Annotated in this window: 23 protein-coding genes and 1 tRNA gene; 8 read left to right on the forward strand and 16 right to left on the reverse strand. The window is 70.7% G+C overall.

Annotated elements, in window-relative coordinates; genetic code table 11:
* Positions 1-117 precede the first annotated feature (117 nt).
* The gene (locus FH610_RS39255; protein ID WP_139580310.1) at positions 118-1,230 is read left to right on the forward strand and encodes a hypothetical protein; all 1,113 of its coding nucleotides are present in this window, start codon (positions 118-120) and stop codon (positions 1,228-1,230) included.
* Here the strand turns inward: FH610_RS39255 and FH610_RS39260 are convergent.
* From FH610_RS39260 to FH610_RS39285, 6 genes are all read right to left on the reverse strand, one after another.
* On the reverse strand, positions 1,165-1,824 hold the full coding sequence (locus FH610_RS39260) for a sigma-70 family RNA polymerase sigma factor (RefSeq protein WP_240809460.1): 660 nt from the start codon (positions 1,822-1,824) through the stop codon (positions 1,165-1,167). The genes FH610_RS39255 and FH610_RS39260 overlap by 66 nt on opposite strands.
* Before the next feature lie 132 nt (positions 1,825-1,956).
* Complete coding sequence (locus FH610_RS39265) at positions 1,957-2,340, reverse strand: nuclear transport factor 2 family protein (protein ID WP_139580312.1); 384 nt, start codon at positions 2,338-2,340, stop codon at positions 1,957-1,959.
* Positions 2,341-2,411: 71 nt separating this feature from the next.
* Positions 2,412-3,965 (reverse strand): DUF7507 domain-containing protein, encoded by a 1,554-nt coding sequence (locus FH610_RS39270; RefSeq protein WP_205826377.1) that lies wholly within the window; start codon positions 3,963-3,965, stop codon positions 2,412-2,414.
* Between the two features lie 164 nt (positions 3,966-4,129).
* Positions 4,130-4,528: a hypothetical protein gene (locus FH610_RS39275; RefSeq protein WP_139580313.1), complete on the reverse strand. Its 399-nt coding sequence runs from the start codon at positions 4,526-4,528 to the stop codon at positions 4,130-4,132.
* 4 nt (positions 4,529-4,532) lie between these two features.
* The gene (locus FH610_RS39280) at positions 4,533-4,898 is read right to left on the reverse strand and encodes a hypothetical protein (RefSeq protein ID WP_139580314.1); all 366 of its coding nucleotides are present in this window, start codon (positions 4,896-4,898) and stop codon (positions 4,533-4,535) included.
* 93 nt (positions 4,899-4,991) lie between these two features.
* Entirely contained in the window at positions 4,992-7,238 is a 2,247-nt protein-coding gene (locus FH610_RS39285; RefSeq protein WP_205826378.1) for an ATP-binding protein, read from the reverse strand.
* 164 nt (positions 7,239-7,402) lie between these two features.
* On the opposite strand from FH610_RS39285, the gene FH610_RS39290 reads away from it, so the two are divergent.
* Complete coding sequence (locus FH610_RS39290) at positions 7,403-7,858, forward strand: carboxymuconolactone decarboxylase family protein (protein WP_139580316.1); 456 nt, start codon at positions 7,403-7,405, stop codon at positions 7,856-7,858.
* 56 nt (positions 7,859-7,914) lie between these two features.
* Positions 7,915-8,373, forward strand: coding sequence for an iron chaperone (locus FH610_RS39295; RefSeq protein WP_139580317.1), 459 nt, complete (start codon positions 7,915-7,917; stop codon positions 8,371-8,373).
* A 14-nt stretch (positions 8,374-8,387) separates the two neighbouring features.
* Here FH610_RS39295 and FH610_RS39300 read toward each other — a convergent pair whose 3' ends face one another.
* Positions 8,388-9,440, reverse strand: coding sequence for a serine hydrolase domain-containing protein (locus FH610_RS39300; protein WP_205826379.1), 1,053 nt, complete (start codon positions 9,438-9,440; stop codon positions 8,388-8,390).
* Positions 9,441-9,581: 141 nt separating this feature from the next.
* On the reverse strand, positions 9,582-10,067 hold the full coding sequence (locus tag FH610_RS39305; protein WP_139580318.1) for a peroxiredoxin family protein: 486 nt from the start codon (positions 10,065-10,067) through the stop codon (positions 9,582-9,584).
* A gap of 101 nt (positions 10,068-10,168) precedes the next feature.
* On the opposite strand from FH610_RS39305, the gene FH610_RS39310 reads away from it, so the two are divergent.
* Together FH610_RS39310 and FH610_RS39315 are read left to right on the forward strand one after the other, a co-directional pair.
* Entirely contained in the window at positions 10,169-10,837 is a 669-nt protein-coding gene (locus FH610_RS39310; RefSeq protein ID WP_139580319.1) for an RNA polymerase sigma factor, read from the forward strand.
* Positions 10,834-11,058, forward strand: coding sequence for a hypothetical protein (locus tag FH610_RS39315; RefSeq protein ID WP_139580320.1), 225 nt, complete (start codon positions 10,834-10,836; stop codon positions 11,056-11,058). Before FH610_RS39310 ends, FH610_RS39315 begins: the two co-directional genes overlap by 4 nt.
* Positions 11,059-11,202: 144 nt before the next feature.
* Here the strand turns inward: FH610_RS39315 and FH610_RS39320 are convergent, their stop codons facing one another.
* From FH610_RS39320 to FH610_RS39345, 6 genes are all read right to left on the reverse strand, one after another.
* Positions 11,203-11,613, reverse strand: coding sequence for a hypothetical protein (locus tag FH610_RS39320; protein ID WP_139580321.1), 411 nt, complete (start codon positions 11,611-11,613; stop codon positions 11,203-11,205).
* Entirely contained in the window at positions 11,610-12,755 is a 1,146-nt protein-coding gene (locus FH610_RS39325; RefSeq protein ID WP_240809461.1) for a molybdopterin-dependent oxidoreductase, read from the reverse strand. Before FH610_RS39325 ends, FH610_RS39320 begins: the two co-directional genes overlap by 4 nt.
* Before the next feature lie 183 nt (positions 12,756-12,938).
* Complete coding sequence (locus tag FH610_RS39330) at positions 12,939-13,565, reverse strand: hypothetical protein (protein ID WP_240809462.1); 627 nt, start codon at positions 13,563-13,565, stop codon at positions 12,939-12,941.
* Between the two features lie 312 nt (positions 13,566-13,877).
* A complete protein-coding gene (locus FH610_RS39335; RefSeq protein ID WP_139580323.1) occupies positions 13,878-14,810 on the reverse strand; it encodes a carbohydrate binding domain-containing protein in 933 nt (310 codons plus the stop codon).
* Positions 14,811-15,210: 400 nt separating this feature from the next.
* Positions 15,211-16,569: a hypothetical protein gene (locus FH610_RS39340; protein WP_139580324.1), complete on the reverse strand. Its 1,359-nt coding sequence runs from the start codon at positions 16,567-16,569 to the stop codon at positions 15,211-15,213.
* On the reverse strand, positions 16,563-17,255 hold the full coding sequence (locus tag FH610_RS39345) for a S8 family serine peptidase (RefSeq protein ID WP_139580325.1): 693 nt from the start codon (positions 17,253-17,255) through the stop codon (positions 16,563-16,565). Before FH610_RS39345 ends, FH610_RS39340 begins: the two co-directional genes overlap by 7 nt.
* A 156-nt stretch (positions 17,256-17,411) precedes the next feature.
* Between FH610_RS39345 and FH610_RS39350 the strand changes: the two genes are divergently transcribed.
* Positions 17,412-20,123 carry an AfsR/SARP family transcriptional regulator gene (locus FH610_RS39350; RefSeq protein ID WP_161628192.1) on the forward strand — a complete coding sequence of 904 codons (2,712 nt, stop codon included), beginning with the start codon at positions 17,412-17,414 and terminating at the stop codon, positions 20,121-20,123.
* Between the two features lie 138 nt (positions 20,124-20,261).
* Here FH610_RS39350 and FH610_RS39355 read toward each other — a convergent pair.
* Positions 20,262-20,338 (reverse strand) — tRNA-Thr (locus FH610_RS39355).
* A gap of 353 nt (positions 20,339-20,691) precedes the next feature.
* Between FH610_RS39355 and FH610_RS39360 the strand changes: the two genes are divergently transcribed.
* Positions 20,692-22,293: an alpha/beta hydrolase gene (locus FH610_RS39360; RefSeq protein WP_240809463.1), complete on the forward strand. Its 1,602-nt coding sequence runs from the start codon at positions 20,692-20,694 to the stop codon at positions 22,291-22,293.
* Positions 22,294-22,312: 19 nt separating this feature from the next.
* Here FH610_RS39360 and FH610_RS39365 read toward each other — a convergent pair whose 3' ends face one another.
* Entirely contained in the window at positions 22,313-23,257 is a 945-nt protein-coding gene (locus FH610_RS39365) for a Gfo/Idh/MocA family protein (protein WP_139580327.1), read from the reverse strand.
* A 101-nt stretch (positions 23,258-23,358) separates the two neighbouring features.
* On the opposite strand from FH610_RS39365, the gene FH610_RS39370 reads away from it, so the two are divergent.
* A complete protein-coding gene (locus FH610_RS39370) occupies positions 23,359-25,020 on the forward strand; it encodes an OmpA family protein (protein ID WP_139580328.1) in 1,662 nt (553 codons plus the stop codon).
* Positions 25,021-25,430 lie beyond the last annotated feature (410 nt).

A 25,430-nucleotide genomic window follows, 5' to 3' on the forward strand; every position in this document is an offset into this window, starting at 1 on the left:
ACCTATGGAATGCCACAGCGAACGGCCCGGGAGGGGTCAACTCGCCTGGACGGGCTCCGGCGGCGTGTGCCAACGATTGAGATACGACCCGATCGCTGATCGGAGAGGAGTATCTCTATGCACGGCACTCGATTCTCATTACTGCTGGGTCCGGCAGTCCTGTCCGCGGTTACGCTCTGGCCGGCCATCGCATCGGCCTCCACCGCCGCCCACCCCTCCGGCCTCGCCGCCGCGCTCAGCGCGCCGCGGGCCGAGGAGCCGGGCACCAGCCTCGGCGAACAGTCGGAGGAGGCGGCTCAGCAGAGCGGACGCGCGTACGAGGAGGAGAGCGGGTACGGGCCGGAGAGCGCCCAGGAAGGTTCATCGAGCGAGGAGTCGAGCGGCAGCCAGTCCCAGAGCAACATCGCCTACCACCGCTCGCGGGCCTCGCTGGGCGAGTCGTCGCTGCGTTCGTCGTCGCTGCGTTCGTCGTCACTGCGCGAGTCGTCGCTGCGCTCGTCATTGCTGCGGAGCAGCAGTCCGGCGCTCCGCGAGCAGTCGTCGTACAGCCGTCCGATCAGCTACACGCGGACGATCACCTATCGGCGCCCGGTCACCGAGATGCGTATGGTGACCGAGAGCCGTCCGGTCACGTTCACCCGGCAGGTCACCTTCCGGCGCCCGGTCACCGAGACGCGGATGGTCACCCGGATGCGTCCGGTCACCGAAACGCGTCAGGTGTCCTACCAGCGCCCCGTGACCTACACGCGCATGATCACGGAAAGCCGGCCGGTCACCCGCCAGGTGACCTACCAGCGCCCGGTCACCCAGACGCGGTACGTCACCGAATCGCGTCCGGTGACGCGCTACGTCACCTACCAGCGCCCGGTGGTGAGCTACGTCACCGAGAGCCGACCGGTCACCCACCAGGAGACCTACCAGCGGCCCATCACCGAGACGCGCTACGTCACCGAGTCACGTCCGGTCACCCGGCAGGAAACCTTCCGGCGCCCGGTCACCGAGACGCGCTTCGTCACGGAAAGCCGTCCGGTCAGCTACACCCGGATGGTGCCGGAGACTCGCGAGGTGCAGTCCACGCACTTCGTCAGCGAGAGCCGTCCGGTCAGCTACACGCGCATGATGACCTACCGGCGCCCGGTCAGCGAGACCCGGTACGTCACCGAGTCACGGCAGGTCACCGGCTACAGCCGGCCCATGATGCACTCCTCCAGCGAGGACTGCGACCCGTGAGCCGGGAAGCGAGGTCCTGACATCCAGTAGGGCCACGAGGGGCATGGGCGTTCCCGCCCGTGCCCCTTCCACGTGTCCAGGCACGCTCAGCGTTCCCCGCCTTCGTTCGCGGAGGAGTTTGGCCAGGGCTCGTGCGGTCGTGGATCTGACGGTGCTCTGCCCCACCCCCATGACCAGGGCGATCTCGGAGTCCGCCAGGTCGAGGTAGTAACGCAGCACCAGCGCCTCCCGCTGGCGCCTGGGCAGCCGGGCCAGTGCCCGCAGCACCTGCCTGCGGGACTCGCCGATGAGGACGGCGGTCTCCGCCGAGTCGGCGAGGTCGGTGACCCGCTGCGTGCGGCGCAGCATGACCGCGCGGCGGCGCAGCACCGACCGCGACCCGTTGAGCACACAGGTCCGCAGATAGGCGAGCGTCAGATCCGGGGGCCGCCGCCGGCCGTGCAGCCGGGCGAAGACGTCCTGCACCACGTCCTCCGCCGACTCCAGGTCGCCGACGAGCAGCACCGCGAGCCGCACCAGGCCGACCCGGTGCTCGCGGTACAGCCCCGCCAGATCGGACTCGGGAGGCGGCGCCGGCGATGCGAGCGCCGTCAACCGTAGGGATTCACGATCCATGCAGTGTGAACGCGTAGCCCCGCCGATCCGCTGCTCGCGTGTTTCCGGCCCGGTACGTGCGAAGGCCCCTCCGGATGGTCCGGAAGGGCCTCGCGACTTCGGAACCTCGCGTCACGCCTCACTGGCGTGGGCCGCCAGGACGCGCCAGCCGTACTCGCCGGTGTGCACCCACGTGCGCGTGTAGCGCAACCGGCCGGCGAACGGCTCGCCGTCGAAGGTGCCTTCGAGCGTGCCGAGGAAGCACGTGACTCCGGTCGTCCCCGAGACGACGACGGTGAGGTCCTCCTCGGCCACCTTCGTCATCACCTGCGTACGCGAGCGGTGGTTGTGGAGATCGAGTTGCTTGGCCTCCGTGTGCAGCCGGCCGTCCGGCGGTCCCGTGAAGACGAGCCGCTCGTCGAGCAGCCGGTCGAGCTCCTCCACGTCACCGCCGAGCTGCGCCTTCTGCAGTCGCCGCTCGGCCTCGTACAGCTCGTTAAGGAGCGTGCCTGTCATGTCGGTCCTCTCCGTCGTGGCGCGTCTTCGGCGACACAACGGTAGTCCCGGCGGCTTCCGGTTTCAGCAGGTCACTTCCCGGTGTCCTGCTTGCTCCCGGGCGTGCAGTACGGGCAGAACGGCTCGCGCTGGACGCAGACCTTGACCGTGTCGCTGTCGTTGGCCGGGTCGAGGTCGAGCTCCTTGCCGCCGACGGTGGCGGTGTTGACCGTCTCCCCGATCGCGGTGGCCTTCGCGCGGACGACCAGCGTGGCCGTCGCGCCACTGGCCAGCGTTCCCACGGTCCACGTTCCACCGGCGTACGTGCCGGTCGAGCGCGTGGACGACAGGAAGGCGAGGTTGGCCGGCAGGACGTCCTTGACGGCGACGCCCGTGGCGTCGTTGGGCCCGGCGTTGGCGACCGTGACGCGGTAGGTGACGGTCTCCCCCACGGTGACCTCGGTCTTGTCCGCGGACTTGACCACGCTCAGGTCGACGGCCGGGTTGACCTCGGTGACGGCGTCACCGCTGGTGGAGGTCAACGGCTCGGGCTCGGGGCCGAGCCGGTTCTCGTAGGCGACCGCGCCGCTGTTGACGACCTGCTTGCCCGCGACCGCCCTGCCGACCTTGACCCGGAACTCCACGGTGGTGCCGTCCGGCAGGGTGGTGTCGTTGGCCAGCCGACCCCCCGTCGTGCCCGTGGCGCCGTCTCCCAGCCTGAAGGAGACAGCACCGGTGGCGGCGTCGAACTCGGCCTGGTCGTCGCCGGCCTGGTCGGTCATGGCGCCGCTGCCCGGGCCGCTCACGACGCGGAGCGAGCCGGGCACGTAGGTGGTCCCGGCCGGGACCTTGTCGGTGAGCCGGACGTTCTGCGCGACGTCGCCCCCCTTGTCGACGGCGGTCAGCCGGTAGGTGATCTCGTCGCCGACGTCCACCGGCCCCTGCGGGCTCGCGGACTTGGTGACGACGACGCACGGCGGGGTGCCGAAGAAGACGTCGTCGAGGAAGTTGCCGATCGCCGCGTTGCCCCCGGCGGCGGAGATGGAACGGAAGGCGAACCTGGTGATCGTCTGCCCGGCGGGCACGGTGTAGGTGCCGTGGTAGGCGCCCCACTTAGCGGTGCCGTCGGACATGATCCCCTGCTGGGCGGGACCCGAGGGAGCGCCGATGTCCAGCGCCATCTGGTCGGTGCCGAGACGCCCGCGGTGGGACAGCCGCCAGTACAGCTTCTGGCCCGGAGTGGTCGGACGGTCCTGGTAGAGGGTCGAGACCTGGTTGGCGTTCAGCTCCGCGAACTGCGCGCCCTCGACCGCCGGAACGTTCATCCGGGGGCTCCAGACCTCGATCATGTGATCGGTGGCGGTCGTCCGCCAGCCCGGCACCGCGTTCGGGTTGTTCTGCGAGGCGTCGGGGAACGAAGCCCACGTCCCCGCGACGACGGGCTTCTCGAAGCCGCCGTCGACCAGCGCCACCTGCTCAGGACACGACGCGGGGTTCGGCGCCGCGGCCCGCTGCGCCGCCGTGGCCGCGGCCTCGACACGGGCGGGCGCGGCGTCGGCAGGGACCGCTCCGCACAGCGTCAGGGGGACAGCCGCCGCCACCAGGGCGGCGACGGGGTAACACATCCTGCGGATGTGCCTCATCATGAACGTCCTCTCGTCGTGGCGATTCACCAGGCCGTACGAGCGGCGCTGGCACCGCAGGGAAGATTCGTCCGACGGGGACGAGAGGCGCGGCACGACACGTGCGGCCGTGCCAACAGTTGGCCGGATCTTGTTCTCTGCCGACCCTGTGCAGGGAAGATCTAGATCTAGGTCGAGGCCCCCCGCGGCCAGAACTGGACCAAGAACTGCTCCCGCGGATCCGCTTCGTCATCGGCCCGTGTGTACACCCGTACGTTCCACAGCCGCTCCGGCTCCCCGAGCAGCAGGAACCCGTCCTGCACGCCCGTGTACAGCTCCGCCGCGCAGACTTCTCCGGCCTCCGAGCGGAGGACGCGGGTGACGACATCCGACCACGGCTCGCGCTGATCACCTGGCTCGTCGTCCCACACTTCGAGCGTGAGGCTCACGAGGTCGTCCTCGGCCGAGAGCCTGAGGCCGCCGCGGTCGGACGGCGCGAAGGGGTCCCAGGAGAACGACACATCGACGATGAAAAAGGTCCCGTCGTGGACGTTCACCTCGCAGTCGCTACGGGAGATCAGGGGCACGAGCTCATGTCCTGTCCAGGTCCGGCCGGAACTCGTGCACCACTTCGATGACGCCGGAGATGTGCGCGTTGAACTCGTCCAGCTCCTCGGCGGGCACCCACAGTTCGAGAATCGTCTCCCCGCCGGCCTGCTGGATCGGATAGCGGGCCAGGAAGTCTTCGGGCACGTGAAAGCGGGTCACATAACCGACCCCGTAGCGGGGAGCATTCCAGTCACGGGCGATCCTGATCGCGTAGTCCTCGTTGAGCACGGGATAGAAGATCGGCTGCTCGGGCAGCCGCGGCGGCCACGCCCGCCACCCGGACCGCCGGACCAGTTCCAACTCCTCCGGCCCGGTCGGCCGCCACAAGGTCTTCAACTCGCCCGACATGATCATCTCCTCCCGCGACCCCCAACCTAACCGGCCGGATCACGAGGAGGCATCCGAAATGTTCCGGTGCCGCGAACGGACGGCGGGGACGGCTCAGCGGGCCGCGCGCACGGTCTCCCGCGCCGCGCGGGCGAGCTTCTCGTCGTACGGCCGGCCCAGCTCACGCGCGAGCTCGATGGTCCGGTCGAGCAGCGTCAGCGCCTCGTCATAGCGGCCCGCCGCGCGGCACGTCTCGGCGTAGGCGTGCAGGACATCGATCTCCAGCTGCACCTCGGCCAGCGGTTCCAGCAGCTCGAAGGCCCGCCGGTGGTGTTCGAGCGCCTTCTCGGGTGAGCCCGTGGTCCGCAGCGCGACACCGAGACAGTTGTGGCACCACGCCTGGTTGTGCTGGAGATTGTGCTGTTCGGACAGCGTCAACGCGTCATGCAGCGTTCGCAGCGACTCCGCCGGATCGTCCGGTGCCAGCGCGAGACCGAGGGTGACCAGACCAGTGATCTGTGCGGGCCCGTCTGCCAGGGCGATGGATGTCCGGGCGAGTTCGACGGCTTCGCCGCGCTGCCCGAGGTGAAGTGTCACCCATCCGTCGAAGGCCAGCGCCTGGGACTGTCCCGCGTGGCGCCCGATCTTCTCGAACAGCTCGCGTGCCCGCCGGAAGTGCGCCTGTGCCGCTTCGAGGTCACCGAGATCCCGGCGCACCATGCCGATACGCAGCGCCAGGGCGGCTGCGATGTCGTCGTCCGGCCCTGACTGCTCGGCCAGTTCGTAGGCGGAGAGCGCCTCGGTGAGGCGTCCGGCGGTGGCACGGGCGTACCCGAGGTCCGCGAGCAGCGAAGCCCGCTCCTGGTCGCGGCCGAGACGGGCCGCGGCGGCCGCGGCGGCTTCGAGGAGGCGTGCCTGGTCGTCGGTTCCGCGGTGCCGGAAGAACCAGACCCGCATGGCCTGCGGCAGCTCGGCCACCACCTCGTCCACGCCGAGCCGCACGGCGGCGTCGAAGCAGGCCACCAGGTTGACGTACTCGAGGTCGAACCAGGCCAAGGCCCTCGCCGGATCTCCTGGCGAGGATTCCTTGCGGTGCGGCGAGGGCAGGGTCCGCTCGTGGGCGACGGCCTGCGCCAGATAGTGCATGAGGACCCGGCGCAGGGCGGCTTCGGCCCGCGGCTCCTCGTCGGCGGCGATGTCCGCCGCGTACTGCCGGATCAGATCGTGCATCCGGTAGCGCCCGGGCGAGGGCTCCTGGACCAGGTGGGCGTCGACCAGCTCCTCCAGCGACGCGCCGGCCCGGTCGGGCGGCATGTCGGTGAGCGCGCCCGCCACCGCCGCGTCGAAGTCGGCGCCCGGCAGCACGCCCAGCAGCCGGAACATGCGCCGCTGGACCGCGTCGAGCTGCTGCAGCGACATGCCGAAGGCGGAGCCGAAGCGGCTGGGGGTGGCACGCAGCCGCTCGGCCAGCACGGCCACCGTCCAGCCCGGGCGGTGGCGAAGCCGCGCACCCGCCATCCGCAGCGCCAGCGGAAGTCCGCCGCACTGCCGCAGCACCTGGCCGACCGCTTCCTCTTCGGCGAGCGAGAGCCCCGCCGCCCGGCCGAACAGGTGCACCGCGTCGTCGTCGGTCAGCGGCTCCAGGGACACCGGCGGCACTCCGTCCAGGCTCACCAGCCGGTGACGGCTGGTGACCAGGACCGCGGACTTCCCCGCGCCGGGGAGCAGCGGGCGCACCTGCTCCGCGTCGACCGCGTTGTCGAGCACGACGAGAATCCGCCTGCGGGACAGCTCCGACCGCCAGAGCGCCGCGCGATCGGCGGTGCCGGCCGGGGGGTGCGTGACGTCCAACGCGCCCAGCAACCGGCCCAGCGCGGCGTGCGGCTCCAGTGGCTCCTGCCCCGGGGTGAAGCCCTGCAGGTCGAGATAGAGCCCGCCGTCCGGATACGCGGGGACGAGCCGATGGGCCACATGCACGGCCAGGCTGGTCTTGCCCACGCCGGCCATGCCGTCGACCGCGGCCGCGCCAGTGGTGCGCAGCAGCTCTTCGACCAGCGCGGACTCCGCTTCCCTGCCGGTGAAGTCGAACAGGTCGGCCGGGAGATCGTTGCGGCGCCGGGCGGGCGCCGCGCCGGCGTCTGCCGCCTCGGCCCACAGCGCGCGCAGTGGCCGGGGATCGCGTCCCACAGCGCGGCACAGCGCCACGACGGCCTCCCACGGCGGCACGAGCTGGCCGGTCAGGTACCGCGACAACGACGAGCTGCTCAGATCCGTCTGACGGGCAAGGGCGCGCAGGCTGAGCCCGCTCAGCTCCTTGATCCGGGCGAGCTGAGCCACCAGTCGCTCCTGGGGGCTGGACACGTGCAACACCGTACCCGTCCCGGCCCACGCGGACGGATCGGCGATGCGTTCGCGCTGGTCAACAGGGTTCCGCGTGTCCCACGGTGTCCCACGGACCATGCGGGCCCCGGCGCGCCGATGGTCGTATAGCTCCTGTCGGAAACACCCGCGACGAAGGAGAAGCGATGTCGACCGAGCGCATGCCGAACCCGGCGGCTTTGATCCCCGAGGCGATGGAGGCCCTGGTAGCGGTCAACAGCGCCATCGCGGGTGCCGGAGTGGACGGCAAGCTGCTGGCGCTGAGCCACCTGCGGGCCAGCCAGATCAACGGCTGCGCTCCGTGTGTGGCCGGGGGCGTTCACCAGGCCCAGCGGCACGGCGTGACCGCAGACCAGGTGCACGCCGTCGCCGCGTGGCGGGAGACGCCGTGGTTCAGCGACGAGGAGCGCGCCGCGCTGGCCCTGACCGAGGCCGTGACCCGGCTCGCCGACCAGCCGGACCCGGTGCCGGACCAGGTGTGGGACATGGCCGCCACGCACTTCGACCAGAAGGAGCTGGCCGCACTGCTGCTCAACATCGCGATCACCAACGCCTTCAACCGGCTCAACGTGCCGACCCGCCAGCAGGCGGGCCAGTGGTGACACCGCCCCCGTCCAGCGCCACCCCGAGCCACACTTCACAGAGAGAGGAAGTCGTCATGTCGACCACCACGAAGACCACCACCGCCGAGGGCCAGAAGTACGACGGGTTCACCGAGGAAGAGCGCGACGCGATGAAGCAGCGCGCCAAGGAGCTGAAGACGAGCGCTCGGCGCGGCGCCAAGGCCGACACGGAGAGCGAGGTGCTCGCGAAGATCGCCGAAATGGCGGATTCCGACCGGGTGATCGCCGAGCGGCTGCACGCCCTGATCAAGGCCAGCGCGCCCGAACTCACGGCGAAGCTGTGGTACGGGATGCCCGCGTACGCCCGCGACGGCAAGATGATCTGCTTCTTCCAGGCTGCGGCGAAGTTCAAGGCCCGCTACGCGACGCTCGGCTTCAGCGACGAGGCGAACCTCGACGAAGGCGCCATGTGGCCGGCCTCGTACGCCCTGACCGAGATCACCGCCGACGTCGAGGCGAGGATCGGGGCGCTCCTGAGGCAGGCGCTGAGCTGAGGACCGGGCGCCGGTCAGCCGGGAATCGGGCCCAGCCCGAGAACGGCGCGCAGAGCGTTCTCCAGGTCGGCGGCGCGATCGAAATCGCCCGCATGGCCAGTGAGAAAGGCGAAGGAGTAGCCGGCGGCTCCGGCGTAGTTGCCGCCCAGGCCGCCCATCCCGTAGTCGTCACCGTCGATGCCGAAGCCCAGCCCCCAGGTCGTCTGTGCCCCGAAGACCGCGTCCGTCCCCGAGCACTGGGCGGTGGTGGCCTCGGCGAGCAGGTCGGCTGACAGCAGCCGCGGCAACGCGGAGTAGAACCCGGCGGCTGCACGGGCGGTGCCGTGGCCGTTGACAGCGGGGATCTCGGCGGCCCGCCAGGCGGCGGAGTTGACCACGGCCGGGTCCTGGGCACCGGGCGGATTGCCGATCGCCCGGGGGTAGAGGCCGGGCTTGCCGTCCAGCGCGGCAGCCCGGAAGGCCGGGGTCAATCCGGTCAGCTCGATCGCCCGTGCCTGTTCCTCGGGGCCGAGGCCGATGTGGAAGTCCAGCCCGTGTGGGCCGCAGACCTCCTCGGCGAGAAAGCGGCCGAGCGTCCGTCCGTCGGTGCGCCGGACCAGTTCGCCGACCAGGTGCCCGTAGAACAACGCCGACTCGCCGTGCGCGGTGCCCGGCTCCCACGACGGCTCCTGCGCGGCGAGAAGCGCGCACAGCCGGTCCCAGTCGTAGAAGCTCTCGGTGGGCACCGGTCGGTCCAGCGCCACGACGCCGGCCTGGTGCGACAGGACATGTCGTACGGTCGCCGGCGCGGTGAACTCGGGCCAGTAACGCTGCATCGGGGCGTCCAGCTCCAGCACGCCCCGATCCACGAGGAGCAACGCACAGACCGCCGCGAACGGTTTGGTCACGGAGTACGGCATGACGATGCTGTCGCGTGACCAGCCGGGCCCGCCCCACAGGTCGACGACCCACCGGCCGTCCAGCTGGGCGGCGACCGCCGCCCCCGCTCCGCCGGCCTGCCGCTTCAGCACATCGGCGAAAACGTCCCGTACGTGCTCGAAACCAGGTTCCACCGTTCCGTTGATCACGGCCACAAACCTAGGAACGGAGGTCAGCCGAAGGCAATCTCGGCGCCGCAAGGATCCGGCCGGGCAGGCCGGTGACGTTCCGGCCTGCCCGTGCCGCCCTGCCCGTGTCGCCCCGCCCGTGCGCGCGACGCGCAAGGAGGTTCAGGCGGCGGGCGAGTGCTCCCGGATGTAGCGGATCAGGCCGACGACGTCGTCGGGGACGAGACGGCCGATCGCGCCGCTGGAGTAGACGCTGACGACGACCCGCCCGTCGGGGTCGAGCACGAAGCCGGTCGACTGGACATACCTGGGGTCGTCGTTGACGAAAGCGCCGGTCGCGCGGGCCAGGAGGTCCGGGTCGGCGCTGTGACCGACCGGGAAGTCCAGCCGGAGTGTGGCGGCCAGTTCCCCCGTCGTGGCCTCGTCGTCCACCGACAGGGCCACCACCTTGGCTTCCACGCCGGTGAGGGTGTCCAGCGACCGCTGGAAGGCGCGCAACTGCGCCTTACAGTAGGGGCACCACGAACCCCGGTAGAAGAGGACGACGCCGAAGCTTCCGGCCAGCGCGCCGGGCAGGTGCAGGGTCTCCCCGCCGGGAAGGGCCACGGCCAGGTCGGGAAAGCGGTCGCCGGGGTGAAGCAGTGTCATGTCGATGTTCCTCTCGTGTCGGGACGATGTGCTGACACTGTCTTCGCGTCACCGTCGGCCGAGGTCTTACCTCCTGAGGGCGGTCGAATACCATCGGACGCATGGCGGCGGATCCCGGTCTCGGGGAGAACCAGGCCACCCCCGCCTCGGGCGACGCGGAGTCGGCCGAGTGGCTGCGTACGCTCGGCGGCGCCGGAGTGGAGCGGGAGGCGGCCGTGGAACGGCTGCACGCGATCCTGCTGCGCGTCGCGGGCAACGAGGTGCGCAGGCGCGCCCCGCGATTGCGCCTCGCCGGACCCGAGCTGGACGACGTGGCTCACCAGGCCGCGGCCGACGCCCTGCTGGCCGTGATCGCGAAGCTCGGTGAGTTCCGCGGTGAGAGCCGGTTCACCACCTGGGCCTACAAGTTCGCCGTGCTGGAGGTGTCGGCCAAGCTCGGGCGCCACTTCTGGCGTGACCCGGGGGTGCGGCTGGAGGGTGAGGACTGGGAGCGCCTGCCGGACCGGTTCGGGTTCGACCCGGCCGAACGCTCCGAATGGCACGATCTGCTCGCCACGCTGCGCCGGGCCGTGGACGAGGAACTCACCGAACGGCAGCGCCAGATCTTCGTGGCGATCGTGCTCAAGGGCGTCCCGACGGACGCTCTGGCCGTCGAGCTGGACACGAACCGCAACGCCGTCTACAAGGCGATGTTCGACGCCAGGCGGAAGCTGCGCGCCGCGCTCGTCGCCCGAGGCTATCTGGATATCGGCACTTCGAGGCGGTCATGAACGGCTGGGATGAGCTCGACCGGTTCCTGGGCACCGACCCGCGCGACGTGGGCTGTGAGAAGGCGATGGACCTGCTCCACGTGTACGTCGAACTCGTGACGCGGCACCCGGAGGCCGCACGGCGGCGATACCCGGGGATCGTCGCGCACCTGCGTGCCTGCGGCCCCTGCTCCGAGGATTTCGAGGGCCTGCTCGCCGCGGTGTCGGGCACCGCCGGCTAGCGCGCGGCCGGCGCGGGCCGCCCTGCCGGTCAGCGCGGCCCCGCGCTGTCGGTCCCCACGGCTCGCGCCGGGCCGTTCAGGGAGCCCGCGACGCGTGGAGGCAGAGGCCGACCACGGTGTCGGCGTACGCGGCGTCCAGGGCTTCTAGCCGCGCCGGCGGCTCCCCCGGAGCCGCACGGCGATCATGGTGAGCGCCGTCACGAGGGCGATCAGGCCCAGCACGACGAGCAGGTTCCGCCCGTAGTCCAGCGGCAGGAGTGAGGAGTTGTCGGCCCGCCTGCCGATGCCCGCGACCATCGGCAGGGCGACGAGGGACAGCACGGCTGCGACGGTCAGCCCCGCCCGCACCGGAGACGGCTCGCGCAGCCTCCCCACGGCCACGCCGGCGAGCAGAACCAAGGGCACGAGCACTCCGTCGTGCGCCACGATCAGGCCGCCGAACCACAGGGCCCAGCCGAGCGGGTCGGTCAGACGAGCGTCCACGACCAGGCCGGCGACCCCGGCCACGACCAGTGCGCCGCCCAGGCCGTACCCCAGCGAACGCCCCACGTTCACGCCGCCACCACCTTCGACACCCACTTGGTCTGCAGCACACCCGGCCTGTTCGGCGCGATCAGCCGTACGGGGAAACCGTGGTCGGGCGCGAGCGGCGCGCCGTCGATCCGCAAAGCCAGCAGCGTGAGCGGGTCGTTCCAGTGCGGTGGCCGCACCTCGCTCGACCGGTATCCCCCGCCCCTCTCCAGCGACTCGACCGTGAGCACGGCGTCCGGCGCGACACCCGCCAGGGCGGCGAGGTCACGCAACCGGATGCCCGACCATTCGGCCTCGGCGCTCCAGCCCTCCACGCAGGCGATCGGCAGCCGGACGGTGTGCTGGGGGAGCCGCAGCAGGTCGTCGTACGCGAGGGCCAGCGGCGTGCGCACCGCGCCGGTCACGGTGAGCCGATATCCCGGATCGCGGATCACCGCGGTCACTCCCGCCGCCGCCGCGGACTTGTTGACCGGCAGGCCCTGCGGACCGGTATGCGGGTTGCGCGGCGCGAGCAGGGCGAGCCCGGAAAGCGGCGCGTACGTCTCGCCCACCGTGAACAGGACGGTGAGGCCCGACGCAGCGGCCACGGTGCCGAGGAAACGCCGCCGCGTCGTGACCGCCTCCCGTGGCTCGACCTCTTCCCGCGTCCACAACTGCCTGCGCACCTTCGCCCATTCGTTCACGACGTGAATGACCAGGGCCCCGTACAGGAGGTATGCCGTCCAGTAGTGCGCGGCCGGAAAGGAGAACGGCCAGAGGTAGGCGTACGAGACGTTCAGCAATCCAGTTATCGACTGAAACAGCGAAGCGCCGACGAGAACGAGCACGAGCGCGCGTTCCACGGCGTGCGAGAGCGACCGGAAGGGTGGCCACTGCCAGAGCTTGGGATAAACGGTCCAGAGTTTCGCGAGAAGCAGCGGAATCGTCGCCAGCCCGCCGATCACATGCAGGCCCTGCGTGACTCGGTAGAGCCCGACCGGCCGGGACGGCCACGCCAGCCGGCCGGGGGGATGCTGCATGAAGTGGCTGAACAGGCCGGTGGCGAAGGCGACGGTGAAGCTGATTCCGAGCCACAGGCCGAGCCGGGCGGCCACCCGTTCGGAGTGCAGCCCGCTGGTGAAGCGGCCGGGCACGCCCCGCATCAGCGTTTCGACGCGTTCCTTCACGGCGGAATCACGCACCCTCGTTTTCCCGGCACGGTGGCGAATCGAGATCCGCGCCGGGAAGGAAATTCACAAGCACATTCGCGACCATACCGCCACCCGGGCCCGCGAATGCTTACGGATCAATGACGGGCCGTTGGGAGAAAGCGGCGCGGAAACCACCGGATGCCCGCCGGACTGTCTGCATCACTCACCGGAAGACGGATATCGACACGCCGCAAGGTCATCGGCAAGGTCCTGCAAGGTGAGCTCGGGATTCAGCGAACAGACCAACGCTTGCGTCAGCGGACGAAGGGCATAGACGTGTCGCACCGCATCGAGGTTGAGAGAGACTCCGTAATAGTCCTCGGCAAACCGCTGAAACGCCTCCGGCGACGGATCGACGAGCAGCTCGAAAAGGTGCGCGGCACCGTCCGGGTCGCTCTCGTCGTCCGGGTATTCGATCTCTCCCACCTGCCAGCGACCAACGCCGGACTCACGCCACAGGCAGGCAGTCACGATCGGCATGCCGTCCTCGTCGCAGAACGCGGGCTCCTCCACACAGTGGCGGAAGGCGTGAGGGACCGAATCGACCACCCCTGGCCACGGCCCGTCGTTCTCGTACGGGCTCATCACCGCCTCGTGATCGAAGCCGCGAATGTACGCGCCTCCAGCTGAGAAGACGATGGAATACTCATCGCCCGAGCCGTTCCGCATTGAGGCCATCTCTTCTCCCGGCCCCCAGTTCGCGTCGAAGGAGTGGTAGCGGCTCTCCCAGTCCGGGCTCAGCACCGCTTCCAGTACCGCTAGAGAGCGGCACAGGTCGCGAAGCACTGGGACATCCGGCAATAGCCGGACTACATCATGAGCAGTCATGAGTCCCATCCAATCGGACGCCAGTGACATCCTCCGGTTCGTCCTCTCGCAGGAACCCGGTGTGGCAGTCACGGCAGCGGGACTGCCTGCTTGCAAACGGGAGCCAGTCACAAGGTAGAGGGCTCCTCGCCCTGCGATTAGATTCGGCGCGGTGCATCCAGGCTGAGCGGTTCGGCTCGCTCGAGGCGTGGCAGTTCGCTTGCCCGGTGGGGGGACGCAGCGGTCCGCCGGGGCTTGCGCCAGGACGGCCGGACCGCTGCGCCTGACGTTCTAGTCGGTGAGCAGGATGTCGTCCAGGCACAGCGTGTACGGCGCGTCCGCGCCGCCCACCTGGAACAACACCTGGGCCTCCCGGTCGGAGGTCTTGGCGGTGTTCTGGTAGGCGTAGGTCCTGGAGCCGGTGCCGACCTCGGGGTAGCCGTCCACGATCGCGGCGTGCGTCTCACCGCTGCCCTGGACCACTGACCTGATCTTCACCGTCCGCGTCGCCGACGCCTTGAAACTCAGCCGGTACGTCTTCCCGGCCTCCACGGCGATTCCGCTCTGCCCGATCATCGCGGCCCACACGTTGTCACCACCCGCGGGGACGTGAGCGCACAACCGCCCTCCCGTCGCCTCGATCGGGGTGTTCTTGGACGCCCACCAACCCTTGACCCCGTTGTCCAGCGAGCCGTTCACCACACTCTGGTGCACGGGCACGAGGGACACATTGTCCAGGCACAACGTGTACGGCGCGTCCGCGCCGCCCACCTGGAACAACACCTGGGCCTCCGAGTCCGACACTTTGGCCGTGGCCGCGTAGGTGAACTTCTTCGGGCTGCCGCCGACCTCGGGGTAGCCGTCCACGATCGCGGCGTGCGTCTCGCCGCTGCCCTGGACTACCGACCTGATCCTGGTCGTCTTCGTGGCGGTCGCCTCGAAGCTCAACTGGTAGGTCCGTCCAGCCTGGACCGCGACGCCGCTCTGCCCGATCATCGCAGCCCACACGTTCTCACCCCCTGCGGGGACCTGGGCGCACAACCGACCGCCCGTCACGTTGATCGGGGTGTTCTTGGACGCCCACCAGCCCTTGACCCCGTTGTCCAGCGAGCCGTTGACCACGACGTCGCCGGCGGGCGCAGCGGCGTACGCGGGAGTCGCCGCCGCGGCCATTGCCGCAAAGGCGCCGACGGCGATGAGACGCATCGAAAGAGGATTCCGCATTCATACTTCCTTGCCTTGCTCCGGCCTTTGTCCGGAGCAGCGATCTTGACGACTAATCGAAGACTTGCATTTATCGCGACACGATGCCGCGCGTCCCTACGACGCGAGCCACACGCAGATTGCGAACCGCCTGAAACGACAGCGCCGCTACGCGAGTCACGCTATGGCGGAAGTTCCTCGGTTCATCCTCGTCGGATCCTCGTCGCGTCCTCGCTCGCACGAGCATTGGGCGATTGTCAGTAACTGAAGATCATGTTGTGTGATGCCGACATGGCCCCACGCCCGAAGGACCAGGTCAGAGACTGATTCCCGACCTGGGCCTTATTGAGCCTTTCCCGGTGACCGTTGATCACGCTGGGTAGGAGGCCAGGGCCGTGGTCAACGTCGCGCTCTCCTGACGTCACATCCTGTGCAGGAATGCGGTCCACTGCTGCCAGAACAGGGAGCTCCTCGTGGTGACGAACGCGTCCCTCTGCAGTTTGAGGCGGTACAGCGCGTCGAAGAGCGCGTCGCTGCCCTGCATGTTGCCGAAACTCGCCCTCGACACCAGCTCCACGTACACCTTGAGCGCGGTCGCGTGGCCCTTGGCCTCGGCGATGAACTGGAACAGCGACCAGCCCAGCGAGTAGTTGAACGAGCGGTACTTGTCATCGTAGAAGTGCTCGTTGTTGGGCAGGTCCGCGCGCAGCAGGCCCTTGGCCAGGCCGTCACGGATCACCCACCTGTCGCCAGCCGCCGGGGTCCCGCGGTTCTCAATGTAGCGGGCGAAGCCCTCGACGGCCCACCGGGGCGCGGACAGGCTCAGCCCCGTGCCTGCGGCACCGCTTACCGGGCCGAGCTCGATGTCGATCGGCTGCACCGCCGTACTGATCGCGTGGGTGATCTCGTGCTTCATCACCCCCAGCGGATTGTCCGCCTTGATGGCGATCTCCATGTTGACCACGACGCGCGAGCCCACGTAGTGGCCCGTGACATCGATCTTGTCGGTGGTGGCGCCGTACAGGGGGATCTCCACGCCCTCCGACCAGCTGGGCGTGCCCGCGCCGAACCACTTCTTGTAGCTGGCGGGCCTGCGGGTCAGGAACAGGGCGAAGCCGGAGGGTGCCGGGTTGCTCAGCCAGTCGCGGCGCACCTCGGCGCTGGCCCTGGTGGCGACCTTGACGTAGGTGTCGAAGTCGGGCACCGACCCATCCGTGGCCAGCACCACGTCCCCGCGCTTGGCGACGGTCAGCGGGGTCAGCTCCCACGGCGAGTCGTAGGTCGCCCTGTAGTCGTCGGTGTCGGGCCCGACGTCGATCAGCATGTACCGCCCGTTCATCATCGCGAACAGGTAAATGAAATCGCTGGCGCTGCTGGCCTTGTCGACCCCGGCCATCTTGGAGAGCATGCGGACCTTGAAGCCGTCGACGTTCTGCGGCAACGTCTTGGTGTGGCGCTGGGGCTCGGCGACCAGCGGGCCGCTGCCAGGTCCGCTGGACAGCTGCAGGGTTTCCCACTTGAACTTGCGCAGATTTGCGAAGTGCAGCTTCTGGCTCGCCATCAGCGCGGCGTTGGACGTGTCGACGTCCGCGAGCCAGGCCTGCTCGTCATGGGAGCGCAGCGCAGCGTTGCGGCGCTCGACGAAGCGCTTGACGTCGGCCTGCATGTCCGTGGCGTCGCGCGTCTTCTCCACCCCTGTCAGAACGCCGGGCAGGCGGCACCCGCTCAGCAGGAACACCGATCCGGTGAACGTGAACAGGGCACGACGGCGTGTCAGCACGTAGACCTTCCTCCATGGACGCTGATGGTCGGGCAGTACGGTGCGGCGGCCGCCCGGTCGGGTGCGGCGCGAGCCGCGGCCTGTACCGCGGCCCGGGCGTTGATCAGGCCGCGGCCCAGGAAGACGGTGTAACCCCGCGCGGGCTTGACGGCCGTCTCGACGAGGACGCGGCGCACCTGACGCGGGCTCAGGCCGGGAGCGCGGGACATCATCAGGGCCACCGTCCCCGCGGCGAGCGCGTAGGCCGGAGAGGTGCCGTCCACCAGCTGGTACCCGCCCGTGTTCGAGGCGCTGTATATGTCGACGCCCGGAGCGGCGATCGTGGTGTACGAGTGCACCTGCGAGAAATCCGCCCGCCTCCCGTCCGGCCTCATCGCGGCGACACCCTTGTCCACGGCGTGGTGCGCGATCAAGCCGCCACCGGCCAGGACGGCCAGCTTGCCCAGGCAGAGGGCGATGACACCCATCACGACGCGCCACGCCTTCCTCCTCTCCCGGGGCGGAGGGGGCGCGCCGGGCCGGGACATGCCGGGCGGGTACATGCCGGGCGGGGGCTCGGCGGCCTGCGATGGCGGTCCCGGCCAGGGCTGCGGGTATCCCTGCACGGGCGGGCGCCCTTGCGAGGGGTGGACCATCGTGGGCTCCTGTCCGATCACGGTGACGACCGGTGAGGGGCTGTCCCCCACCGGGTCCCTGACGCTAGGACGGCCTGTCCTCGATCCGCCCTCATCCGCTCCTCGAACCGGTCTCGCCGGCGCATCCCTCCGGGTGTCTACACTGACGCTCGCGGATCAAGGGGGGAACGCGTGATGGCCACGGCCTGGTTCGGCATCTTGGGACCGATGGACGTCCGGTTGGACGGCCGCCCGGTGGTGCTGCACGGGCCACGGCAGGAAAGAACGCTGGCGGCGCTGCTGCTCGACGCCGGCCGGGTCGTCACCGTGGACCAGCTCGTGGACGTCGTGTGGGAGGAGCCGCCCGCCTCCGCGCGCCGGCAGATCCAGGACCTGGTCACCCGGCTGCGCCGGATGCTGGTCGACGCCGGGGCCGCTCCCGGCCTGATCACCACGCAGCGCGCGGGCTACCTGCTGCAACCCGGCGAGCACGGCCTGGACACCCGTACTTTCGAGGCCGTAGCCGCCGCGGCGCGCCAGACCGCCGACCGGGACCCGGCGGGGGCCGTCGCCGCATACCGGGAGGCGCTGTCGTTGTGGCGCGGCGCCTTCCTGGCCGGCATGCGGGGCTGGGCCTTCGAGGGCGCGGCCAGGATCTGGCAGGAGCGCCGGCTCGCGGTCGTGGAGGAGTGCCTGGCGCTGGAGCTCTCGCTGGGCCGTCATGGCGAGGTCACCGCCGAGGCCCTGGCGCTGGTGGAGCAGCATCCGTTCCGGGAGTCCCTGGTCGAGCTGCTGATGCGTGCATTGCACGGTTCGGGCAGGCTGGCCGACGCCCTCGACGCCTACCGGGCCCTGCAACAGCGGCTGGCCGACGAGCTGGGCCTCGACCCCGGCGCCGACCTGCGACGCCTGCACGACACCCTGCTGCGCTCCCAGGCCGGGCCCGCGGCCACCACCGTTCGCCCGGCCCGGCACGTCGCCGCGATGCTGCCCCCGGACGTGTACGGCTTCACCGGCCGCGAGGGCGAACTGGCCAGGCTGGACGCCCTGCTCGCCAGGGCCGGCGAGCAGCCCACGGCCCTGGTCGTCGCCGCCGTGACCGGCGCCCCAGGCGTGGGCAAGACCGCGCTCGCCGTCCACTGGGCCCACCGCGTACGTGACCGGTTCCCCGACGGCCAGCTCTACGTGAATCTGCGCGGCTTCGACCAGAGCGGGCGGCCGATGACCCCGGTCGAGGCCATGCGCGCCTTCCTCGACGCCCTGGGAGTGCCGACCGATCGCGTCCCCGCTGGGATCGAGGCCCAGACCGGGCTCTACCGTAGCCTGCTGGCCGGGCGCCGGACGCTGATCGTGCTGGACAACGCGCGCGACGCCGAGCAGGTCCGGCCGCTGCTGCCCGGCGGGCCCGGCTGCCTGGTGCTGGTGACCAGCCGCGACCAGCTCCCGGCCCTGATCGCCGCCGAGGGCGCCCATCCGGTCCGTCTCGGCCTGCTGTCCGACACCGAGGCCCGCGAACTGCTCGCCCACCGGCTGGGCGGCGAACGGGTGACCGCGGACCCCGGCGCGACGGCGGAGATCATCGCCCGGTGCGCGCGGCTGCCGCTGGCCCTGGCCGTCATCGCGGCCCGCGCGGCCACCCACCCCGACTTCCCGCTGGCCGCCATCGCCGGCGAACTGCCCGCCGTGCACGACAACCTGGACGCCTTCGACGCCGGTGGCCCCGGGACGCAGGTGCGGTGCGTCTTCTCCTGGTCACACCAGGCGCTGAGCCCAGGGGCGGCGCGCATGTTCCGGCTGCTCGGCCTGCATCCAGGGCCCGATTTCGGCGTGCGGTCGGCGGCCGGTCTCGCGGGCCTGCCGGTCGAGCGGGCCCGTCCGCTGCTGGCCGAGCTGTGCCGCGCCCACCTTCTCACCCAGCACGTCCCCGGCCGCTACACCTTCCACGACCTGCTGCGCGCCCACGCCGTCGAGCTGACCCAGGCGTTCACCCCGGAGGCCGAACGCAGGGCCGCGACGCACCGGCTCCTCGGCCACTACCTGCACGCCGCCCACGCCGCGGCGGTGCTGCTGAACCCGCACCGCGACCCGCTCCTCCCCGCGCCGCCGCCGACGGAGGGCGCGGCGGATGAGCCGCCGCGCGACCGCGAAACCGCGATGGCCTGGTTCACCGCCGAGTCTGCGGTGCTCGTGGCCGCGATCCCCCACGCCGCCGCCCAGGGGTTCGACGGCCACGCCTGGCAGCTCGCCTGGGCCGTCGCGGACTTCCTCGACGGCCGCGGGATGCGGCACGAGCACCTGGCCGTCCAGACCACCGCACTGGCCGCCGCCCTGCGTGCCGGCGACCGGCTCGGGACGGCCTGCGCTCACGGCGGCCTGGGCCGGGCCCACGCCCTGACGGGCCGCTTCGACGAGGCCCGCGGCCACTTCGAGCTCGCCCTCAACCTGTACGGCGAGCTCGGCGAGCCCACCGGCCAGGCCCGCGTCCATCTCAACCTGTCCACCATGCACGGCCGGCAGGGCCACCACCAGGACGCCCTGAGCCACGCCGCCCAAGCCCTGGCCCTCTACCGAGCAGCGGACCACCTGACCGGGCAGGCCCGCGCGTTCAACGCCGTCGGCTGGTCCCACGCCCGGCTCGGCGATCACGAGCAGGCCCTCGACCACTGCCGCCAGGCGCTCGACCTGCACCGGCGGCTCGGCGACGTCCTCGGCCAGGCCGACGCCTGCGACAGCCTCGGCCACGCCTGCCACCGCCTGGGCCGCCACGAGGAGGCCGTCTCCTGGTATGAGCGGGCCGTCGAGCTGTTCCGCGAGGCCGGCCACCGCCACCACCAGGCCGACCCCCTCACCCGCCCCGGCGGCGGCAGGTGCGGGGACGGGCCCGCTGACGCCGCCGAGCGCGCCCTGGCGATCCTCGAAGAGCTCGCTGACCACCGCTAGCCGCTCAGCGTCTCAGGCAGAAAGCCCCGTTGCGGGAGAGATGACCGTAGGGCAGAGCTAGGCACAGACGCCGCAGTCTCCCGTTGCTGTACGGAAACGAGAAAGGCCCTCCCGGGTGGACCGGGAGGGCCTCTGAGCTGGAGCCGCCTAAGGGAATCGAACCCTTGACCCCTTCATTACGAGTGAAGTGCTCTGGCCGACTGAGCTAAGGCGGCACGCCGCGAGCGGCTTCGCACAGTCTACAGGGTCATCACGGTTCTCGTGCACCGGCGCCGCCGGGAGCGTCGCGGCCCTCTGATCCCGCCCGGGGAGCCCGATGCCTACCACGGAGATCGGTAAAACTTACTCAGCCGCCTACAGGGTTTCCCTTTACCCGATGACCAGCAGGAACGTGTCATACCAGGCGCATCTGTCACAGGAAAAGCGCCTTGTCTCGCCCGACGCCACCCGCGGGCGGCCAGACATTCGACCTCATCCTTCGCGGCCCTTGTCGGGAGGTCGCCGCCCGCCCTCGGCAGACGGCATGCTGGTCCTCGTCACGCAGGCGACGGCAGGGGAAACGACGGGTATGCGATCGGCCGGACAGGAAGCGAAGGTCACACCGCTGCGTACGCGGTACGGCGGCGGTCCGAGCCGGCGGATGGCGGTCGCGGCGCTGGCCGCCCTGCTGCCGTTCACGGCGTGTTCCAGCCACGCCCCGGCCACCTCCGAGCAGCCGAGCGCAGGTGCGAAGGCACAGCCGGCGGTCGAGGCGCCCACAGCCGAACTGCGCCCGTTCTACGCGCAGCGGCCCACGTGGCGCACGTGCGGCGACGGCTTCCAGTGCGCCAAGATCCAGGTGCCGCTCGACTACACGAAGCCCTCAGGCGAGCGCATCGAACTCAGCGTGATCCGCCTGCCGGCCACCGGCAAGCGCGCCGGATCCCTGCTCATCAACCCGGGTGGGCCCGGAGGTTCCGGCATCCAGTACGCGCGGGCCGCCCGATCCGTGGTGAGCGACAAGGTGCGCGCCCAGTACGACATCGTGGGGTTCGACCCCCGTGGCGTGGGCGAGTCGACCCCCGTCACGTGCATGACGGGCTCCCAGCTCGACGCGTACATCGGGATGGACTCGAGCCCGGACACTCCTGCGGAGGTCACGGCGCTCGACAAGGAGTCCAAGCTGTTCGCCGACAGCTGCGGAGCCAAGTCGGCCCGTCTGCTCCCCCACGTCGGCACGGCCGACGCGGCCAGGGACATGGACGTGCTGCGCGGCGTCCTCGGCGACCCCGGTCTCACCTACCTCGGCAAGTCGTACGGCACCTATCTGGGCGCGATGTACGCCGACCTGTTCCCCAAGCGCGTGCGGGCACTCGTGCTCGACGGCGCGGTGGACCCGGCCGTGCCGTCGCTGAAGTCCAACGAGGTGCAGGCGAAGGGCTTCGAGGTGGCGCTGAAGGCCTTCGTGGAGGACTGCTTCCTCAACGGCTCCTGCCCCTTCAAGAGCCGTACGGTGGACGGCGCGATGAAGGAGATCAGCGATCTGCTGGCGAACGCCGACCGGCAGCCGCTGAAGAACGACCTCGGCGACGGCCGGGTGGTCAACGAGGCGTGGGCCGTCATCGGCATCGCCACGCCGCTGTACGAGCGCGCGGCCTGGCCCCGGCTGCGGGAGGCCCTGAGCAAGGCGATCAACGAGGGCAACGGGACGGACCTGCTCCAGATGGCCGATCTGCTGGTCGACCGGCGGTCCGACGGTTCGTACTCGAACCAGACCGAGGCGAACATGGCCGTCAACTGCGTGGACCACCCGTTCCCCAAGGCGCTCGACGCGTACCGGCAGGCCGCGGGCGAGGCCGCCAAGGCGGCGCCGCACTTCGGGCCGTTCGTGATGTGGGGTTCGCTGCCCTGCGCCTACTGGCCCGCGAAGTCCGTCGGCACCGACAAGCCGCTCAAGGCCGCCGGCGCGCCGCCGATCCTCGTCGTCGGCACGCTGCGCGACCCCGCCACGCCGTACGAGTGGGCTCAGGGGCTCGCCTCGGAGCTGACCTCGGGCGTGCTCCTCGGGTACGACGGCGACGGCCACACGGCCTACCGCAGCGGCTCCACGTGCGTGGACAACGCGGTCGACGACTACCTGCTCGCCCTGCGCGCGCCCAAGAACGGCACCGTCTGCCCGAAGACGGGCTGACAGGCGCGGCCCCGGGAGCTCAGGGCCTCCAGTGGTGCAGCTCGGTGATCGTCACGGTCGTGTCGAAGCCGAGCACGGGATCGGGGGCGTCGGACAGCAGGCTCTCGTACAGCGGCCGGTGGCGCGCCGTCTTCCTGGGAGTGCGGCCGTCGTGGCCGTACGCCGCGAGCAGGGTGCCCGCCTGTGCGGCGAAGCCGGTGTTCGCGGTGTGGTCGATGACCACCTCCACGTCGGTCTCGCCGAGGGTGAAGGTCGTCCCCTTGCTGCTTTCGCCGGTGAGCCAGCTCGATCGGAGCGAGGCCAGACCGGTCCTGCCGCGAGAGCGGTACTCGCAGGTGGCCCAGGCACTCGCGCCGTCGTCCATCTGACGGAGCGAGGTCAGCGCGGTCGGCTCGACGAAGCGGGCGAGCATGCTGAGCTGGTTCACCCCCGAGTCCATCCAGCTCGACACGTATGACGCGAACGCCTGCTCGCCCCGCAGGATGTACGGGTCGTAGAAGGCCGAGGTGACCCGGGTGATCGGACCCCACTCGGGATGCCGGGCGATCTGCTCGGCCGCCCAGCGGACCTCGGGCGCGAACGCGAAGTGGTGCGCGGTGAACACCCGGCCGCGGACGTCGGCCTTCCCGTCCAGCTCACGGAGCCGGGCGAGCGCGGCGAGATCGTGGACGAGCGGCTTTTCCACCAGCACTCTCGCCGAGGACAGCGTCAGCGCCTGCGTCGTCAGATCCTCATGCGTCTGCGTCGGCGTGGCGATCACGATCAGGTCCGGCTGGTGCGCGCCCAGCGCCTCGGCGAGGTCGCGGTAGTGCGCGGGCGTTGTTCCGCGGAACGCCGGCGGCTCCGTGACCTTGGGATCGACGGCGAACTCCGCGACGGCCTCGGGCCGCGCGGCGAGCACCTCGAGATGGCTGCGGGCGATGATCCCCAGCCCGACGAACCCAACCCTGACCCGATCGCTCATGAAAGGCGTCCTCCTCGCGCCAACCGTACAGAGGAGTACAGAGTCGTCCTCAACTCCTTTTTCGGGCGGGCCACCTGTCCACGTCCCTACAATTCCGGCACATGGCTTACCGGTGGCGCTCACGCGAGCTGACCCTTCCAGTGACCATGGTCGCGGTCCTGACGGTGTCCGGATGCGGGGTGTTCGGCGGGCCCCGGGCGACCTCCTCCGAGGGCGCCTCCCCGGCGCGGCCCTCGCCGTCCGTCACCTCCGCGGGGACGACGCCGGCCGAGGAAGGGACGTCCCTGGCGAAGGAGGGGTGGTTCGGCCCCACCAGGCCTCTCCACGCGCGGGTGGAGATGCGCGAGGTGGAGCGGTTCGCCGACAGGTCCGTCCTCCGTTTCACGGTCACCTCGCTGGAGGACGAGGCGCGCCACGCCGGGAACTCGTTCGGGACGGCGGCCGGCGACCTCCTCAGCTACCGCATCCCGCTCATCGACCCGGTCGGCGGCAAGGTCTACCACCCCCTGACCGACCAGGTGGGGACGCTGGGCAGCAAACCCGGCTACTACCAGCCCGGCGTGCGCTACGAGACCGTCGTGTACTACCCGCCGATCCCGGCGGGCGTCCCTACGGTCACCGCGATCACGGCGGGAACGGCGGGCGAGTTCACCGGCGTGCCCGTGGTGGACGGGACCGGTTCCGGCGGCGCCGTGTCGCCTACGGCCGCCCCAGGCGGCCCTCTGTCGCCGGCGGCCGCCCCCGGCAGCACGCCCGCGCCGGGCACCACGGTGTCCTGGCCGGTGCGGGAACCCGCCGGGCGGGTCACCGGCAGCGTCCAGGACCTTTACGGCATCACCGAGGGCGCGGAGAAGACGACCATCGCGGGCGGGGGCGACGAGACCGTGGGCCTGCGCACCGATGTGCTGTTCGCCTTCGACTCCGACAGGCTCACGGCACGGGCCAGGTCCGTGCTCGACGACGTCGCGAAGGAGACCCGGGAGAAGGCCGATCCGGGCAAGCCCCCCATCCTCATCGAGGGTCACACCGACGGCAAGGGCACGCACGCGTACAACATGGCCCTGTCCCTGCGACGCGGGGAGGCCGTACGCGAGGAGCTGCAGGCGCGCCTCGGCGGAGCGTACCGCTACCGTGCGACGGGCAAGGGCGAGACCGAGCCCGTCGCCCGCGAAGGCGGGGCGGACGACGAGGAGGCGCGTGCCGAGAACCGGCGCGTCGAGATCTCCTATCGGATCAAGCGACCGACCGGCGGCTCCACGGCCTCGGAAGCCGCCGGGACCCATGCCGACGAGCCCGCCGCAGGCGGGGGACGGCCGGCCCCGTTCCACGCGGACGACGGCGAGACCGTCGCCAGCCGGACCTCCGGGAAGCAGCCGTCCGGGCAGCGACTGCGCATCGACGTGAAGCCCTTCTACCGCGACGGCGCCTACCTCGTCGCGGTGTTCGACATCGTCAACCTCGGCCCGGGGGACCTCGGCGCGGGGACCGGGTATGGAGGGGACATCGCCTACATCGGCGGCTGGTACACCGGCTTCTCGGTCGTCGATCCCGCCTCACGGACCGTCTATCGCGCCGTACGGATGGGACCGGACGACCCGCGGGGCCCTGATGACTACGTGGACCCGGGCTGGGCGACGTTCAACGTCAAGCCGGGCACGGGCAACCGCGGCTTCTTCTACGTGCCGGCGCCGCCGCCGGGCGTCACGAGCGTGACCTTCGACGCCGGCCCTTTCGGAAAGATCGGCCACGTCCCCGTACGTTAATTCTCTCAATGGTGAAACTTTCACACGCGGTGGCCCGCTCGGTGAAACTCCGATACCCAGTTCGGCACAGGTGATCCGCCCGCTGACCGCCGCATCGGTGGGCCCGGCGCCTTGACCGTCCCTCGCGCATGGGGTTGGCTCCGCCACACGGCCACGGTCGCCGTCGTCGATTGTTAGCGTTCACATTAACGTAATCACGCCAGCGATCACGCGACGCACGGTGAGCGACCACCACCTGAGGAGGCGCATGTGAGATCCGCTTTTTCACTGTCCAGACGCACGGTCGCCTGGATCGTGGGCCTGCTGTGCGTGCTGGCGTTGCTCCCGGCGGGGGTGGCCCGGGCGGACAACCCGATCGTGCAGACCATCTACACCGCCGACCCGGCGCCGCTGGTCTACAACGGCCGGGT

Source organism: Microbispora catharanthi (genome assembly GCF_006334915.2).
In the GTDB taxonomy this organism is placed as follows: domain Bacteria; phylum Actinomycetota; class Actinomycetes; order Streptosporangiales; family Streptosporangiaceae; genus Microbispora; species Microbispora catharanthi.